At 50.5% G+C, this 16583-nt stretch carries 15 protein-coding genes; 10 read left to right on the top strand and 5 right to left on the bottom strand.

Going from position 1 to position 16583, the window contains the following annotated elements:
- Window positions 1-51: 51 nt before the first annotated feature.
- The gene (locus H6F90_RS31295) at window positions 52-948 is read right to left on the bottom strand and encodes a M23 family metallopeptidase (protein ID WP_370587976.1); all 897 of its coding nucleotides are present in this window, start codon (window positions 946-948) and stop codon (window positions 52-54) included.
- A gap of 275 nt (window positions 949-1223) precedes the next feature.
- On the opposite strand from H6F90_RS31295, the gene H6F90_RS08390 reads away from it, so the two are divergent.
- Window positions 1224-3566 (top strand): cation:proton antiporter, encoded by a 2343-nt coding sequence (locus tag H6F90_RS08390; RefSeq protein WP_190551923.1) that lies wholly within the window; start codon window positions 1224-1226, stop codon window positions 3564-3566.
- A gap of 45 nt (window positions 3567-3611) precedes the next feature.
- On the opposite strand, the gene H6F90_RS08385 is transcribed toward H6F90_RS08390, so the two are convergent.
- Window positions 3612-3827 (bottom strand): RNA chaperone Hfq, encoded by a 216-nt coding sequence (locus H6F90_RS08385; protein ID WP_190438881.1) that lies wholly within the window; start codon window positions 3825-3827, stop codon window positions 3612-3614.
- A gap of 88 nt (window positions 3828-3915) precedes the next feature.
- Between H6F90_RS08385 and dapF the strand changes: the two genes are divergently transcribed.
- A complete protein-coding gene (dapF, locus tag H6F90_RS08380) occupies window positions 3916-4782 on the top strand; it encodes a diaminopimelate epimerase (protein ID WP_190551921.1) in 867 nt (288 codons plus the stop codon).
- On the opposite strand, the gene H6F90_RS08375 is transcribed toward dapF, so the two are convergent.
- Window positions 4774-7524, bottom strand: coding sequence for a DUF1565 domain-containing protein (locus H6F90_RS08375; RefSeq protein WP_199295794.1), 2751 nt, complete (start codon window positions 7522-7524; stop codon window positions 4774-4776). The two genes, dapF and H6F90_RS08375, sit on opposite strands and share 9 nt — an antisense overlap.
- 397 nt (window positions 7525-7921) lie before the next feature.
- On the opposite strand from H6F90_RS08375, the gene H6F90_RS08370 reads away from it, so the two are divergent.
- The 4 genes from H6F90_RS08370 to H6F90_RS08355 all read left to right on the top strand — a co-directional run bounded on the left by H6F90_RS08370 (window position 7922) and on the right by H6F90_RS08355 (window position 11140).
- Window positions 7922-8980, top strand: a complete 1059-nt coding sequence (locus H6F90_RS08370) for a thiamine phosphate synthase (RefSeq protein ID WP_370587975.1) — start codon at window positions 7922-7924, stop codon at window positions 8978-8980.
- Window positions 8973-9212: a sulfur carrier protein ThiS gene (thiS, locus tag H6F90_RS08365; RefSeq protein WP_190438872.1), complete on the top strand. Its 240-nt coding sequence runs from the start codon at window positions 8973-8975 to the stop codon at window positions 9210-9212. The genes H6F90_RS08370 and thiS overlap by 8 nt, the downstream gene beginning before the upstream one ends.
- Window positions 9213-9500: 288 nt before the next feature.
- Entirely contained in the window at window positions 9501-10511 is a 1011-nt protein-coding gene (locus tag H6F90_RS08360; RefSeq protein ID WP_190551918.1) for a DUF1517 domain-containing protein, read from the top strand.
- Window positions 10512-10657: 146 nt separating this feature from the next.
- Window positions 10658-11140 (top strand): methylmalonic aciduria and homocystinuria type D protein, encoded by a 483-nt coding sequence (locus H6F90_RS08355; RefSeq protein WP_242024392.1) that lies wholly within the window; start codon window positions 10658-10660, stop codon window positions 11138-11140.
- A 23-nt stretch (window positions 11141-11163) separates the two neighbouring features.
- On the opposite strand, the gene H6F90_RS08350 is transcribed toward H6F90_RS08355, so the two are convergent.
- Complete coding sequence (locus H6F90_RS08350; RefSeq protein ID WP_190551914.1) at window positions 11164-11535, bottom strand: hypothetical protein; 372 nt, start codon at window positions 11533-11535, stop codon at window positions 11164-11166.
- Between the two features lie 183 nt (window positions 11536-11718).
- On the opposite strand from H6F90_RS08350, the gene H6F90_RS08345 reads away from it, so the two are divergent.
- The 3 genes from H6F90_RS08345 to H6F90_RS08335 all read left to right on the top strand — a co-directional run bounded on the left by H6F90_RS08345 (window position 11719) and on the right by H6F90_RS08335 (window position 13418).
- Window positions 11719-12111 (top strand): DUF4112 domain-containing protein, encoded by a 393-nt coding sequence (locus tag H6F90_RS08345; RefSeq protein WP_190438861.1) that lies wholly within the window; start codon window positions 11719-11721, stop codon window positions 12109-12111.
- A 184-nt stretch (window positions 12112-12295) separates the two neighbouring features.
- Window positions 12296-12493 carry an NblA/ycf18 family protein gene (locus H6F90_RS08340; protein ID WP_190438859.1) on the top strand — a complete coding sequence of 66 codons (198 nt, stop codon included), beginning with the start codon at window positions 12296-12298 and terminating at the stop codon, window positions 12491-12493.
- Window positions 12494-12659: 166 nt separating this feature from the next.
- Window positions 12660-13418, top strand: a complete 759-nt coding sequence (locus H6F90_RS08335; protein ID WP_190551912.1) for a fatty acid desaturase — start codon at window positions 12660-12662, stop codon at window positions 13416-13418.
- A gap of 120 nt (window positions 13419-13538) precedes the next feature.
- On the opposite strand, the gene H6F90_RS08330 is transcribed toward H6F90_RS08335, so the two are convergent.
- The gene (locus tag H6F90_RS08330) at window positions 13539-15896 is read right to left on the bottom strand and encodes a tandem-95 repeat protein (protein ID WP_190551910.1); all 2358 of its coding nucleotides are present in this window, start codon (window positions 15894-15896) and stop codon (window positions 13539-13541) included.
- A gap of 159 nt (window positions 15897-16055) precedes the next feature.
- On the opposite strand from H6F90_RS08330, the gene H6F90_RS08325 reads away from it, so the two are divergent.
- On the top strand, window positions 16056-16550 hold the full coding sequence (locus H6F90_RS08325; RefSeq protein WP_190551908.1) for a pentapeptide repeat-containing protein: 495 nt from the start codon (window positions 16056-16058) through the stop codon (window positions 16548-16550).
- The last annotated feature ends 33 nt before the right edge of the window (window positions 16551-16583 follow it).

Below are 16583 nucleotides of genomic sequence, written 5' to 3'. Positions count from 1 at the left end.
TTGCCCCAGAATCGTACTGTTGGACGAAATTTACCAAAACTTCCCACAAGATTATTCCATGCCTTGATAACGCCAAGGTACTGGGTCTACAGCCTTTCCTTGCACATACAAGCCCCAGTGTAAATGTGGCCCAGTCGAAGCTCCACTAGAACCGACTGCGCCAATCACTTGGCCCGCTCGGACCATATCACCTTCCTTTACATTGATGCGACTCAGGTGTAAATAAATCGTCTGCACACCTTGACCGTGGTCAACCCCGACGACATTGCCATTAATCTTAAATCCTTGGGATTCACGACCGACGAGGGCGACTCGTCCCGCTGCGGCGGCAACGACAGGGGAGCCTGTGGCTCCTGCATAATCCACGCCTGAATGGTAATAATCTTTGGCAAATACGCCGTTGTAGTAGCGACGAATGCCGTAAATTGTGGTGATTTCTCCTTGGTTAGGCCGCACAAAAGGACCGCTCCAGAATTTTTGGGGCGTCACTAAACGCTTGAAGGCATCTACGCGATTAAATTCGGCATCGCTAATGTCCTCATCTTTGCCCGGTGGGAGCCAGATGCTCTGAGTTGGAAAGGAGCGATTGCGAAGCTGCACTGCCAAATTCTTCACCTGCCCTTCCCCAGTGACTTGAATCTTCAGCGTGCCAGGTTTATCGAGGGGGGTGGTTGGCAATAAAGCTCGGAAGCGATTAGGGCCGATGAGATAAGTATCAAAGGTTTGCTGCCCTAAGGTCACTCTGGGGCTGCTGCTGACCTCCAGGTTATCTTGCCGCACGACTACAGAAATGGTGTCTCCAAGCTGGGGGGCTGTAGGCGTAATCTGAACTTGCAGGGCTTGAGCAGGAGTGATTGAGGCGATCGCTCCTGTAGCCACGCCTAACGGTGCGAGTCCGAGGTGAAACAACCAATTCCTGAAGCGGTGAGATGGAGGGGAAGCAATCACAATCTCAAGATGTCCTTCACAACTATTGTCAGACCTACTGTCAGACTTAGACTAAGTATTTCTGTATCTGTTTCCAAGTCTGTCCAGTCATTTCGGGACAAATTTTAGAGGAGTAACTTCCTAGGAGTCAACCAATTCTTAAGATGAGCGGCGAATAACGGTGCGATCGCGGCGTTTTCCTAGCTAAACCTCCGCTGTACTCTCCCCAGAGTCGTAAAAACCTCTTATTCTGAAGTTTGTAGACGTTAATATTTCTCTCATTTTTTTAAGAACCTGTGCAAGAAGACTTTAGGCTGATCGTCGATCTGGTGACTGTTTTGGCTGCGGCTGCGGCAGGAGGACTGATTGCGGCTTTACTCCGCCAGCCGGCTTTGTTGGGCTACCTGCTGGGTGGAGTGATTATTGGACCTGCTGGTTTAGGGCTAATTAAGGAACTCGTCCAAGTAGAAACGTTGGCCCAGTTTGGAGTGGCCTTTTTACTATTTGCGTTAGGCGTTGAGTTCTCATTTGCCGAGCTGAAGAAAGTCCAAGCGATCAGTTTGGGCGGTGGCGGGTTGCAAATTGCCCTAACGATTTTGGTGACGGCGATCGCCTCAGTCACGATGGGTTGGGTCACCTCTCCCGCTCAAGGAGTTTTCTTGGGAGCCATCCTATCGTTGTCGTCTACGGCAGTGGTGCTCAAGTGCTTGATGGAGCGCAACGAAACTGAAACCCCCCACGGCAAGGTGATGCTGGGGATTTTGGTGGTGCAGGACTTGGCGCTGGGCTTGATGCTGGCCGTATTACCTGCTCTCGATCAGCCTGCCGAAGCGATCGGAATTGCCGTGGGATGGGCCTTGTTACGCATTGGCTTATTTGCGGCGGGGGCAGTGGCGGTTGGTATCTGGATTATTCCGCCTCTATTGCGGTTGCTGGCTCGCACCGAGAGCCGTGAATTGTTCTTGCTGGGTGTGGTGGCACTTTGCTTGGGAATTGCCCTGCTGACAGAACATCTGGGGCTTTCGATTGAAATGGGAGCCTTTGTGGCGGGGCTGATGATTTCGGAGGTGGAGTATGCCGACCAGACGCTAACTTATGTCGAGCCGTTGCGGGATATTTTTGCTAGCCTGTTTTTTGCCGCGATCGGGATGCTGATCGACCCGGTGTTTCTTTGGAACAATTGGGAGCTGATTCTAGGCTTGGTGGCGCTGGTATTGGTGGGCAAGTTTCTCATCATCACACCTCTGGTCACTCTGTTTCGCTACCCATTAAAGACAGCTTTGATTGCCGGGTTCGGATTAGCTCAAATTGGTGAATTTTCTTTCGTGCTGGCGAGCGAAGGACAAGCTTTAGGGCTAGTGTCTCGCCGGGTTTACTTGCTGATTCTGGGTACAACGGCAGTAACTCTAGTCGTCACTCCTTTCTTGTTGCGATTAGTGCCGCAATTATTTGTCTGGGCGGAATCTTGGCCTTGGCTGAAGCGATATCTCGACCGAACTGATTTACCGTTAGCAGCTTCAGAAGAAGCGCCCCTAAAAAATCATGTGGTGGTTTGTGGCTATGGCCGAGTCGGACGCAACATTGTGCAATTGTTGCAGGAACACCAGTATCCAGTGCTGGTGATTGAGCAGTCGGAACAGAGAATTCAACAACTCCGAGATGCCGAAATCCCCTACGTCTATGGCAATGCGGGCAGCTTGCATGTGTTGGAAAAGGCAGGCGTGGATAAAGCTCAGGGTATGGCGATCGCGCTACCCGACCCCATGAGTACTCGGTTATCCCTCAAACGCTGTTTAGAAATTGCGCCCGATTTAGATGTGGTAGTACGAGCCAATAAGGACAAAGATATTGAATTGCTCTACCAACTGGGGGCGCGTGAAGTGGTGCAACCAGAATTTGAAGCAAGCCTAGAACTCTCAACTCACTTACTTACTAGCATGGGCGCTCCTCTCTCCAGCATTCAGCTAGAAGTGCAGCAAATTCGCAATAGTCACTACTACGGACTACGACCGGAGCGCACCGCCAACCAAATTTCGCGCGACCTGCGGGTGGCAGCTCAGGATATGAACAGCAAGTGGTATGGCTTGCCAGAGCATTCGCCATTGCTAGGAATGACCCTAGAGGAAACAGATTTGCGTCGCCTCACAGGTGTGAGTTTGATGGCGATTCGTCGCGCGGGTGGTAATGAGGTGGATTATCCAGACGCGCGAACTATTCTAGAACCGGGCGATCGCCTCTTAATTGTGGGGCAGTCAGAAGAAGTGGCAGCGTTTGATGAGCTAGCTCGGGGAGAAGCGGCAGTTCCCAAGGAAAGTTCCTCTTGCCAATGGCTAATGGTGCCCGTAGAGAGTCCAGTGGCAGGCCAAACATTAGCTGAGTTAGACCTACAAGGGCAATATGACGTACAGGTGCAAGCCATCCGCCGGGAAGGTCGATTTATCCGCTTTCCTACTGGAGACACCGATATTTTGGTGAGCGATCGCCTGCTGCTATGTGGCAACCGAGATTCTTTGGTGCAGGTGCGCCAGTGGATTGCTCCCGCCTTGCAACTGCCGATGTTACAAATTCCAGTGGTGAAGGCAAACGTTAGCGAAACCTTACAGGAGTTCCTGCCACCCGATAGTCTCCGCGAACTGTAGAGCTAGAAGTAGCAGGATGGCTCCTATCCATAGAGGGCAGTCGGACTACATTTTGGGTTTGATGAAAGCGATCGCTTGCCGCCAAATTAAAGTGGGCTGGTCATACTGATCGCTCAAGCAAAAGCAGTGTTGATCTTGCCAGCGAATTTTGCCTGTGAGCAAATCTCCAGTCAGGAGCTTTAGCTCTACTTCTTTACCATCTCGAATAAAGTTTTGGAGTTGGCGAATGCTCGGCAAACCTGTTTCTAGTTCGCTGCTCATAACTTCCGATCCTTTGCTATGGGAAAATTGCTAAACATTAAATTGCCCAGTTCAGCTTACAGTGGTTGCGACCTTAAGGGAGAAGTTTATGGGAATTGAGTTTACCAAGTACCACGGATTAGGCAACGATTTCATTTTGATTGATAACCGCACCTCCGCAGAACCTTACCTCACGCCAGAACAAGCCGTGAAGTGGTGCGATCGCCACTTTGGAATTGGCGCAGATGGCGTGATCTTTGCTTTGCCTGATCAGGATGGCCACGACTACACAATGCGGATTTTCAACTCGGATGGTTCCGAGCCAGAAATGTGTGGCAATGGCATTCGGTGCTTAGCTAAGTTCCTGGTAGATTTGGAAGCCGCTGATGCCAACGTGAGTTCGGAGTCTTTGTTGCCCCGATCGTACAAAATTCATACCCTGGCAGGTGTGATGGTACCCAAGATTGAAGCGAGCGGCCAAGTGACAGTAGATATGGGTCAACCCCATTTGCTCGCAGCAGAAATTCCAACCACCTTGGCCGCAGCAGACCAAAAAGTGATTGCCCAACCCCTAGAAGTGGCTGGACAAACTTGGGATGTAACTTGTGTCAGCATGGGCAATCCACACTGCATCACGTTTGTTGAAGATGTAGCCGCGATCGCCCTGGAAACCATTGGCCCCAAATTCGAGCATCACGCCGTCTTTCCCCAACGCACCAACACTGAATTCATTGAGGTGGTGCGCCGCGACTACTTAAAGATGCGAGTCTGGGAGCGCGGTGCGGGTATCACATTAGCTTGCGGGACAGGTGCTTGTGCAGTGCTGGTGGCGGGAGTGCTGAACGGCATCTGCGATCGCCGTGCCACGATTGAGCTTCCCGGCGGCCCGCTCGAAATTGAATGGTCCGAGCTAGATCAACGGGTTTATATGACGGGGCCTGCTGAATTGGTGTTTGCAGGCCAATCCTCAATTTAAGGGTTCGATCGCTGCCTTTAACCCTTGGCTATTCAGCGTCTGCATCATTTTGTCTGCGTTGTCGCGGTTGCTGTAGGAGCCAACCTGCATCACCATGCGCCCATTCCATAAAGTGCGAAAAGCGCTAGGAGCGATCGCGGCAACTTCCGCTTGCTCACCCTCACTCTCAACCTCGACTACCACGCGGTAGCGCGACCCCAAAGCCGCACCTTGGTTTGGAAAAGGCAGGCTGTTGGTGCCATCTAGGGGATTACTCGCCACCAAAACACTAGGCAAATCTCCACCTCCCCGACCCACCGGAATGTCTGGTCCCGGTACTGGTAAGACATCACCGCTGATAGAGGGAGAGCTAGGTTGAGGGATAGCCGCGATCGCTGGCGCTGAAGTAGGCACTGGAGGCATGGTCGGGATAACAGCGCTAGTCTCAGGCGCAGGCACCGGAATCTCGATGCTGGTAGAAGGAGCAGCAGTTGCAATCGCGGGGGCGACAGGTTGAACAACAACAGGCTTGGGCGGCAAAACGGGTAACTGGAGGCTACGACTAGGTCGAGCCGCTACTCGGACTGGGCTGGTACGAGTTGTCTCTGGCGGTGGCACTGGAATCGCGATCGCGGTGGTCCCAGATGTGGGGATGGGGGGCAACGTGATTTGCTGAGCAGCTTGGCGAGATTTGGAGTTGGATGGATTGGAGCGAGGCGCTGTGCTAATGGGTGATGGCACAGGTCGCCGATTTCGGAAGGAGTAGGCAGCGATCGGTTGAGGGCGCAAAGCGGGAGAGGGCTGGGCTGCTACCTTGGCGGCTGGCTTTTCTGTCTTCTTGCTAGTCGGCTTTAACTCGGTCGGGACCGGGAAAGCGGCGGCAGTCATACTGGGAACCGCTGGGGCTTTAGGTGGAGCAGTTGCGATCGCGGGGGCTGTTGGTTTAAACGGCGCAGTAGCGATCGCGGGGGCCGCTTCAGGTGGTGGTACCTCAATCGCGATCGCACTGCTAATAGGAGGGCTGGTGACAGATGGCTGAGATGCCTCAGATGGCTGTACCACTGAACTGATGGCTTTTGGGCGCGGCACCTCAACCGGAGTTGCGACTGGCTGAGGTGCGGGTTCGGGGGTTGGTACCTCGATCGCGATCGCAACGGGTTCAGTGGTGACAGGTTTGGTTGTGATGATAGTGGGGCGCGGGTTGGCCACTACCACTGTCGCAGGGGTAACCAAAGAAGTTGAAACCGTTGAGTTGGTAGCGTTAGCTCTAGGAGGTGGCGGCTCGGACACAGTTGCAACCGTTGGTTTTGGAACTGTGGGTGGTACTTTGGCCGCAACCTCAACTACAGGTGATTGGGCAGGAGCTGAAGCTGCCACTGATGTAGGAACGGTGGTTGGTTTAACAGAAACGGTTGGCTCCGCTGGAGGGGCAGCTTTGGGTAAGATCTTTAACGCAGGAAAGTCAGCTTTGACAGTGGGTAAAGCTGGCGTTGTTGGAGCAGTTGCGATTGCCTGAGTCGTGATAGCTGGCTTGAAAGGCTCGACCCGCACTTCCAACGGAGCGATGGTCGCACTTTTGTCAGAATTGGTGACTGGTCGGGCAGCGATGCTAGCAGGCGAGGAGGTGGGGGCAACGCTAACCGAAGGAGTTGTGCTTGCCGTGCTTGCTAAAGCTGTGCCAGATAAATCAATGCGTCCGCTGGTCCGATCGCTACTCAGTTCATTACCGAAAGCAGAAACTGCTTGACTAGAAGCACTACTGTTAATGTCAAACCGACCATTGTTGCTGAAAATATTAGCGCCAGGATCAACTGCACTGCCCAGATCAGGCCGAGCTTGGGCGATCGCCACCACGCCATCCCGCAGGTTTTGTTCAATCAGGTTGCCCCGAATAATCGGCTGGGCGTTAGCTTGAACCACGATGCCGTCTTGGTTCTGCACAATCCGGTTGCCAATGATGGTTGGCGCGGCATCCTGAGCGACATTGATGCCAAAACCAGTTTTGATGAACAAATTCTCGCGTACTTCTGGTCGAGAGTTGCCGTAAATCGTGATGCCATTGGCTCCATTGGCATAGAAGTAGTTGCCTCGCACCACAGGCGCACTACTGCCAACTACAGAGATGCCATCGTGAGTATTGCCTGTAAAAGTGTTTTCTAGAATCACAGGGCTGGCTGATTCAATCCAAAGACCATAGCCTCGCGGATTCGGATTGGTCACCGTAACGCCTGCTAAACCTGCCTGGTGAACTCCGAGAATTGTAATGTTCTGGCTGGCAAAGGTGGGGCTGAGGTAAGGAGCACCACCCTGAATCAAAATATCTTTGCCGCGAGTGCGAGTATCCCCTTGAATCGTCACGCCGGGTTTGAGTTTGAGGGGAAAAACCTCGCCAGTCTGGGCGCTGTAGGTGCCCGGAATTAACACAATCACCGTGTTGGGTTGGGCTGCTTTGAGAGCTTGCGTAATAGTTTTGAAGGGAGCCCGTTCACCGCCATCGCCCACTGTGTCATCCCCCGCGACTGGATTGACATAGAGCAAGTTTAAGCTAGACATGGCCCTGGCTCTAGCTGGCACTTGGGCTAGCTGCATCGACCCATCAGACCCATCAAACTGAGCGATCGCCGGCTCCGTAGACCAACCTGCCCAAGCAGCAATGGTTAGACCTACGCCCATCAAGCTGTGGGAAAACAAACGGTTACTTGCATACCAGCCAACATGACCGCTGGGGGGCTGGATCAAGGATTGATAGTTGTCGGGGGTCATACTCACAAATCTCCTCTTGACCGCACTGGGTGAAAGGCAGTAGTTGAATTTAGCGATCGCTGGCGCTCCACACAGCCCACCAATCAGCAATAAAAAACAAGCGATAAAAACGGGAGCTATCTTACCCTAGATACCCGCTAAAAATAACCGTCTCTTGCCCCATCTGCAAAGTTTGACTGAGAAACTTAAGAATAGTTAAACTAAACGACCGACAAATGGCAGAATTTGAATTGCCCTACTCCCACGTGTGCTGTGTAGTTGAGTTTTCATCCAGCTAGCATACGGCTTCTCGGAGCGAGAAACTTTTTATTTAGGAAGGGGGAATCTGACGTTACGATGAAACATGAATGGGAATGGGGTTGTTCTAATGGGCGATAGACCTACCGGGAGTAAACTCGTGCAGCCCGCACTCTACCGCATTCTAGATGCCAATCTGGATCGGGCTCGTGAAGGCTTGAGGATCGTCGAAGAATGGTGTCGATTTGGCCTCAACAGCGCACCGCTGACTGACGAGTGCAAGCAAATGCGGCAGGAATTGGCGCGTTGGCATGATCCAGAACTGCGAGCGGCCCGTGATACACCAGGCGATCCAGGGACAGAACTCACTCACCCGCAAGAAGAGCAGCGCTCCAGCATTGAGCAAGTTTTGCAGGTTAACTTGTGCCGTGTCGAAGAAGCCCTCCGGGTGCTGGAAGAATACGGCAAGATTTACACCCCAGAAATGGGCATGGCTTGCAAACAAATGCGCTATCGCGTCTATACCCTAGAAAGTAATCTGCTGGTACCCCAACGACAGCAACTCCTAGAGCGATCGCACCTCTACCTCGTCACTTCTCCCGCCGAGAATCTATTTGCCACGGTGGAAGCAGCCCTCCAAGGCGGTTTGTCTCTGGTGCAGTACCGCGACAAAACCGCAGACGACAATGTGCGCTTCAGTAATGCCAAAAAACTGCGGCAAATTTGCCAAGATTACAACGCTCTATTTATCGTTAATGACCGAGTAGACTTAGCGCTGGCTGTAGATGCCGATGGTGTGCATTTAGGTCAGCAAGATATGGCGATCGCCACGGCGCGACAACTGTTAGGCCCGCATCGGTTGATTGGCCGCTCCACCACCAACCCAGACGAAATGCGGCAGGCAATTCAAGAAGGGGCTGACTATATTGGCGTGGGACCAGTTTATGAAACACCCACTAAAGCGGGTAAAGCTGCCGCAGGTCTGGAGTATGTCCGCTATGCCAAAGAACATGCCACAGTGCCTTGGTTTGTAATTGGTGGCGTTGACACGAATAATATTCATGATGTTCTAGCCGCTGGCGCAGAGCGGGTCGCAGTGGTGCGAGCCATTATGCAAGCCGATCAGCCTACCTTAATTACGCAATATTTCATCTCTCAGCTCCACCGCATTCAAACGATTCGTGCCTACGAAGAACGCATTGCCAAGCCTCATGTCTGATCTGTCTGGTCTGTCTAATTTTTCTGATGCCATTACGGTGCAAGTGAATGGTGAACCCCAAACTTGTTCCCGCTCTATCCTGCTACCAAATTTGTTAGAACAACTCGGACTCAACCCCCGTTTAATTGCTGTTGAGTATAACGGTGAGATTCTGCATCGGCAGTTTTGGGCAGATACCCAAGTCCAAGAAGGCGATCGCCTGGAGATTGTCACCATTGTGGGCGGCGGTTAGCGATCGCTGTTTTATCTAGGCGCAATACCTAGGCAGCTTGAGTACGGATAACTCCCTCCAGACTGATGCCCTACCCCCGGAGTAAGACAGTACAGTATAGGTGTGCCCTAGGTTTACGGCTCTTGACAAAGGGTGAGCCGCCTCAAGCCGAGTTCTAAAACTTGCAGGCAGGTGGTTGTCCACCAGTATCATGAACTGGTTAAAAACATTCCGAATTGAAATTTTGAATTGAAGTTTGGAATTAGCCGGAGCCGATTGTTTTTTCGTCAGCTTGGATAGGCACGCCTTATGCGTAATAAACTTTTTTCTGTAATCAAACCTTTTTTAAAGTCCGTGCTTCTGGTTGGCCTAGTGCTGACTCTGGCACTGAGTAATGCCGATGGTGCGTTGGCAGCCCGTAGCGGTGGACGCATTGGCGGTGGTTCATTCAGAGCCCCCAGTCGTGGCCCCACTTACTCTGCTCCCCGTAGCTATACTCCTGGCCCTGGTGGTTATGGCGGTGGGTATGGATACGGTTATGGTGGTGGCGGTGGATTTTCTCCTCTCTTCTTTATTCCGTTCCTAGGTGGTACGGGTGGATTAAGTGGCCTATTTGGTATCTTGATCTTCTTTGCGATCGCCAACTTCCTCGTCAGCACGTTCCGCCGAGTTGGTGCAGGCACAGATGGTGAGAGCCTAGACTATGATGCTTCCTCCAGCAATCCTGCTGTGTCAGTCGCGAAACTGCAAGTAGGTCTGTTGGCCGAAGCTCGAACTCTGCAAGCTGACCTGAACCGCATTGCCGAAGCTGCGGATACTAGCTCTTCGGAAGGGTTGGTTCAAGTCCTGCAAGAAGCCTCTCTTGCCTTGCTGCGTCACCCAGAGTACTGGATCTACGCTGGGTCCGAAAGCCAGCAAACTCGTCTAAGCGCGGCTGAAGCTCAGTTTAATCGGTTAGCCTTAGCAGAGCGCAGTAAGTTTGGCGAGGAAACTCTGACCAACTTCAACACTCGTAGGCAACTGAAGTCAGCCAATGACGCATCTGCCCTGACTGTTGCTGAACCCGGTGGTGCATTGACTAACACCAGTCAAGCTCCCAGTGAATACATTGTGGTGACCATCCTGGTCGGGACGCAAGGTAAATGGCAGTTCCCAGCCATCAACAACACCGAAGATTTGCGACGGGCACTCAGCCAGATTGGTGCTATTCCTAGCGAACAACTGCTAGCAGTGGAGATTCTGTGGACTCCTCAAGCTGAGGATGACACTCTGACCACAGACGACATGATAGCGGAGTATCCCAACCTCAAACTCGTCTAGTCACGATTCTACTCTCGCTCAAACCCTTCTCCCCCACGCTGGTTATCCACTGGGGGAGTTGCCGTTTAAATTGAATTTTAGATTGGAAGGGACGGCGGTTAGAGTGGAGAAGCGATCGCTCCTCACATTCCATCCCCAGCATGCGAATGCAATATTCAGTTCATTCGCCCACTCAATTTATCCAGACTTACGCTGACCAATTGCTGCCCGATTGGTCGCAGCCGATTTTGTCGATTTTGGTCGTACTGCAACAATGCTCTAGCTTGATGCTGAGTCGAACTCTGGCAACAGAAACCCAAAAGCGCCAGGGACGTGAACAGTTTTTGCAGTTTGGGCATCAAGTTGCGCTGGAACTTGAATCCTTAGGGTATTTGGCAGACCTTTTTGATCCAGCAACAGGTTGGCCCCTGCGATCGCCTCCCGGTCGGCTGCACTTGGATGATGTTGCGGTGGTGCGGGCAGCATTGCAATATCCCACGATGGCTCAAGGCGACTGTACTTTAGTCATTCATCCGGATTGGGAGAGTGCTGTCTATCCCTCTGTGCTCGTCTCATCTGCACCTCTCAGCTTGCTAGAAACGATCGCTGCCCAGGTGAGCGATCGCTATCTACTGGATCTGCATCATTAGATTGAAGACCACGAACGAGACCGTTAAGAAACCAGACCAGAGATAGCCGCTTCAAGCGGAAAGTCAGCTTGTGGGGTTTTATGGCTGGCATACCACCACTCTTGCTCTACAGGGGAGAGTTTGACGGAGTAAAGCGTGATTTCAATTGTTTTTCCAGAGCAACCTTGACCTAAAATCTCAACTGCATAGGAAGGGTGAGTTTTGGTGGCTAAATCAGGTATGTAGCGTTTGCCAATCCTGCGCCAACTCGGTTCTTTGCCCCGCCATTCCAACCGGCAACAAGGCCAAGGCAATTGCTCACGGTCAAACAAACGACAGCAAGGACCCACAATCCGGTAGCAGAAGTGACCACCGGGACTATAAAGAATTTCGCCAGATTGCAAGAGATCAGACACAGTGTGATTGTCTCATAGTTCGCACTGAGACTGAAGCAGGGAGAGCGATCGCCGTTTTGTATCCGCCTACCCAATTGCATATTCAGCCATCCTCAACTCAGTCACGAGGACGAGGCAATAGCCCTGTTTGCATTCTCTCTCCTGATACAAGCGATCGCCTGTCACCTTTGCGACGATCAAGATATGAACAACACTGAACGTCTCCTCACGCTCAATCGTATCCGTAAGCTCAGCCGCTTGATGGACACCGCCATTCGAATTCCGGGTATCGGTTTTCGGATTGGCCTAGACCCGATCATGGGGTTAATTCCAGGGGCAGGAGATCTTGTAAGCACCGCCTTCTCGGCTTACATCATTTTCCTGGCAGCTCGATTCAGTTTGCCCTCTCCCGTGTTGTACCGCATGGTCTTCAACATCGGCTTGGAGGCAGTAGTGGGTTCTATACCCCTGATTGGTGACTTGTTCGATGCCTTTTACAAATCGAACATCCGAAATCTGGCCCTGCTAGAACAACACCTGCAAGTGGTAGATCCAGAACTAGAGGAAGTGGCAGCAGTCACGCCCCTACCTCGCTAGTGGTCTAGGCTTGGCCGCTTTGTGCCCTACCTGTACCTAGAGTTGTAAAGAGGTAACTCTACAGAAGATAGAAACCGTTTCCTAAATAATTTGTTATCTTTGTTTACATAGGTTTACAAAATTCACTTCAAAGCTTTTTTCTCACTGTTACTCTCTCTTGGTTTTACTTGGCAAGGAGCCCGTTATGAATTCCCCCGCTCAATTATCTTTAGAACAAGAATTCAGTCTTAGAAGTTTCGCAGATCAAGTTCAGCTCATGTCCCGTGAACAAGCTCAGGAGTTTCTAGTCAGCTTGTATGAGCAAATGATGCTGCGAGAAAAGATGTACCAAGAATTTCTGAAGCATGAGTGGGGTTTAGATACTCCAGAGAACTGGGTCTAATCTCCCAAGTGGCTAAGAGCGCTGATGCACTATGACACCCTACAAAGTCAGCGCTCTTGCTAGCAGTTTGATACAGCGGCTTTTGATGATCGGTTTGCGGTACGGCAGCGAACCTGACTGAATCGGATTGCTGTTTAGCGATCGCCCGAATTTTTAATTGGATATTATGCAAAATTTAGATATTAGATTAAAGGAATCATCTTCGATTTCTATAGCTTCTTATGCAGGAATTTTAATCGCTGCTACTATTACTAGCCTATGGCTAGGAAGCTTAATATGGTGTTTCACGATTGATATTTCTAACTTACAAGTTTTTGGTTTAATTCCAGTTATTCTAATTAGAACTTTTTTACATACTGGGCTGTTCATTACAGCTCATGATGCAATGCACGGAACTATTTCCAAAAACCGCCAAATTAACGAGGGTATTGGCACTGTAGTTTCCGCCCTTTATGCTCTCCTGCCCTATCAAGATCTTTTAGCTAACCATCGTTTACATCATCGCGCTCCAGCTACCAACCGCGATCCAGATTTTTACGATCAGGAGCCTCAAAGCATTGCGGCTTGGTACTTTCACTTTATGAAAAGCTACCTGTCAGGCAAGCAAAGTTGGATTTTGCTAATTGGCATGAGTATTGTTTTTTACAGTTTGCTATTTGGGTTTCAAGTTCCCCTAGCTAATGTGTTGTTATTCTGGTTATTGCCACTTCTTTTAAGCTCCTGGCAACTCTTTTACTTTGGGATTTATCTACCCCACCGCGAGCCTTCAGCAGGATACACCAATCGCCATCGAGCAACCAGCATCAATTGTTCAAGTGTTTGGTCATTTCTTAGCTGCTATCACTTTGGTTATCACTGGGAGCATCACGAGTATCCAGATGTCCCTTGGTACGGTTTGGCCGCAGTCCGAAAAAGCTTAGATTAAGCGGGTCAAAGTGCGGTAATCCTGATAGCAGTCGTTACGAACGCAAAAGAGGGGACAACGGGAAAAGTTTGTTCCCTCTTTTACTAGCTAATTACAATTCCAGACTTGTTTTTAGCAGAACTAAGCAAATAGGAACTGGCCTCCATCGTTTGAAAGCAGATTTATATTAACGTCGGCTGCTGCAAAGCCTGCTGTCTCTGCTAACGTCACTAGTAAAGCACCTTTGCCGAAACCTGCGTTGTTGCTGATGCCATCACTGAGCCGTAGTTGTGTACCATTGCCAGATTTGACGACATCAATCGCACCAATGCCGCTAAAGGAGATGACGTCTCCGCCTGCCCCTCTCCGGAACTGCTTCACTGTATCGCTGCCATCACCATTGGTATAAAAAATGGTGTTAGAGAAGCCATCATTGGTCAGGGCGATCGCATCATCCCCGGTTCCACCAATGAGAGTGTCGCTGCCAGCCCCATCATTCAGCGTGTCATTGCCAGCACCACCGGAGATGTAGTCGTTGCCAAAGCCACCGCTGAGTGTATCGCTGCCATCACCACCATAGATGAAATCATGATTAACTGTGCCAGTGATATTGAGGCGCTCGATGTTGCTAAAGCTAATGGAGTTGTAACCATTGGCGCTGGAGCCAGAGTAATTGCCACCGCCATTGGAGTAGGTGTAGCCATTCATGAAGGTAAGAGAGGAATAATCGATGATAAGCAAATCGTCACCTGCTCCACCATCAACAGTGTCGTATCCTAAGCCCGCATTAATTTTGTCGTTGCCGCTGCCTGTTTTGATTGTGTTGTTGCGGTAACGACTGTAGTTGACGATGTCATTACCACTGCCTGTGGTGAGGCCATCGAAAAACTCGATATTGGTGATAACAGTGCCATTGGCTAGCTTGAGTTCCTTACTGATGCTGCCAGTATCTTCAAAAGTGAGATTCTTAGTGGCAGTTGAGAAGTCAGCATCATTCAAAGCATCTTCACCAACACCACCATCAATCTTGTCAGCGCCGCCGCCCCCACTAATCACATCATTACCAGCCCCACCATTGAGGATGTCGCTGCCAATACCACCCCCAAAAGTGTCATTGTTGGCTGTGCCTGTTACATGGAGGTGCTCGATGTTGCTAAAGTTGATACTGCCAGAGCCATTGATACCGTAGCCAAAGTAGTAGCCTGCTCCTAGCCCCATATAGGAGTAGGAGGCCCCGCTTATGTAATCAAGGGAGGAGTAGTCAATAACTAAAGTGTCCTCTCCTTCACCGCCATTAATATTGTCATTTCCCAACCCAGCACTAATGAGGTCGTTGCCCGCACCTGTATTAATAATGTTGTTGCGCTGACGGCTGTAGTTAATGGTGTCGTCGCCACTGCCAGTAATCAAGCCATCTAGAAACTCGATGTTTTTGGCGGTCGTACCATTGGTAAAAGTGACATCAAAAGTGGCTGAACTAGCATCAGTGAAAGTAAGGTTAGTGGTGGCATTCGAGAAGTCTGCATCTGCCAGGGCATCTTCACCATCGCCACCATCAATCTCGTCAGCGCCGCCGCCGCCGCTAATCACATCATTGCCAGCTCCACCATTGAGGACATCATTGCCGCTGCTTCCATAAATAAAATCGCTATTTGCAGTTCCAGTGACCTGTAAACGCTCAATATTACTAAAGTTGATGGTGCTGGACCCGTTAGCACCATAGCCAGAATAGTAACCACTGCCATTGCTGTAGGAAGGAAAGCTGGACATATAGTTGAGGGAGGAGTAGTCAATAACTAAGGTGTCTTCTCCTTCACCGCCATCGACATAGTCGTATCCTAGGCCAGGGTTAATCGTGTCATTGCCACCATAGCCGTAAATAGTGTCATCATCATTAGTGCCAGAGAGCGTATCATCGCCTGATGTGCCATTAATGCTACCCGATCCTCCACCAGAGCCATTACCAACTGAAATGGTGACACTTGCTTGGCTGGTATTTCCATTGCCATCGTCGATGACATAGGTGAAGCCGTCACCGCCAATGAAGCCAGGATTGGGAGTGTAAGAGAAGCTGCCGTTGCCATTGTCGATCAGCGTGCCATTGGCAACGTTAGTCGAGCTGATGATGGTTAGAACATCACCCTCAACATCAAAGTCATTGTCTAGAACAGAGAGAGTGATGGCTGTGTTCTCATTAGTTGTGAAAGTATCATTGCTAGCGATCGGTGCGTCACTAATAGAATTGACCGTAATAATCACCGTAGCGCTAGCAGTTCCCGTTCCTGACTCAACTACATACTCGTAGCTGTCAGTACCATTGAAATTAGGGTTTGGGATATAAGTGAACGTTCCATTCTGGTTCCATACTGTCCCGTTAACTGCTTGGTTAAAGCCGACGATAGTAAGTGGGCTACCGTCCGTGCTGCTATCATTTGCCAGTACGTTAATAGACACAGCTATGTCCTCAGTGGTGGTAGCTGCGTCGTTATTGATAGACATAGGATCGTTCTTGCTCTCGTAAAGGTCTGGACATGAGTAACTACATTTCCTAGATAGAAAATTTCATATTTTGTGTCTCAGTGATATCCGTACCAGGCTGGTGATTTTATACTCAGTACAAAAGACGAAAACGGCTGATCGCAAAATTTTGAGGAGCTTATGCTGCCAACAACTACATCAGATTTGTTAGCCTTCTCTAGCCGATTCCTGGAGCAGGAAGTGAGCGATCGCCTGCAAATCCTGAAACGCTTGGGGTTGGCTCGCTACGCCGACTTCATATTGCTGATGCCTAAGACTGATGCCAATGTTGCTTGTGTAATGCGCTTTTTTGCTGACCCTAGTCGAGTCAAGTTTCCTGATTTGCGTGGTGTGGAGCTAGCAGGTTTGACATTAGATGGGGCGAATTTGATTCGAGCGAATCTAACGGGAGCGAAACTGAACGGTAGCAGTTTGGTCAAAGCTGACTTGATTTACGCTCAGTTGCAAGATGCTGATTTAAGAAATGCGGACCTGCGAGGGGCGACCCTCAACAAAACCAGTTGGGCTGGAGCTTGGGTGGAAGGTTGCCGCTTAGGTGTAGGGGTTGGTTTGACGGATGAGCAGCGTCAAGATTTACAAGAGCGAGGCGCTTTGTTGGAGTTTTGGTTGAAGTAACTGGGGCATGGTAGAAACCTGGTTAGAACTGAT

Source organism: Trichocoleus sp. FACHB-591 (assembly GCF_014695845.1).
Lineage (GTDB): Bacteria > Cyanobacteriota > Cyanobacteriia > FACHB-46 > FACHB-46 > Trichocoleus.
Note: the sequence above shows the minus strand (reverse complement) of the source record. Positions and strands in the feature narration are given on the sequence as shown.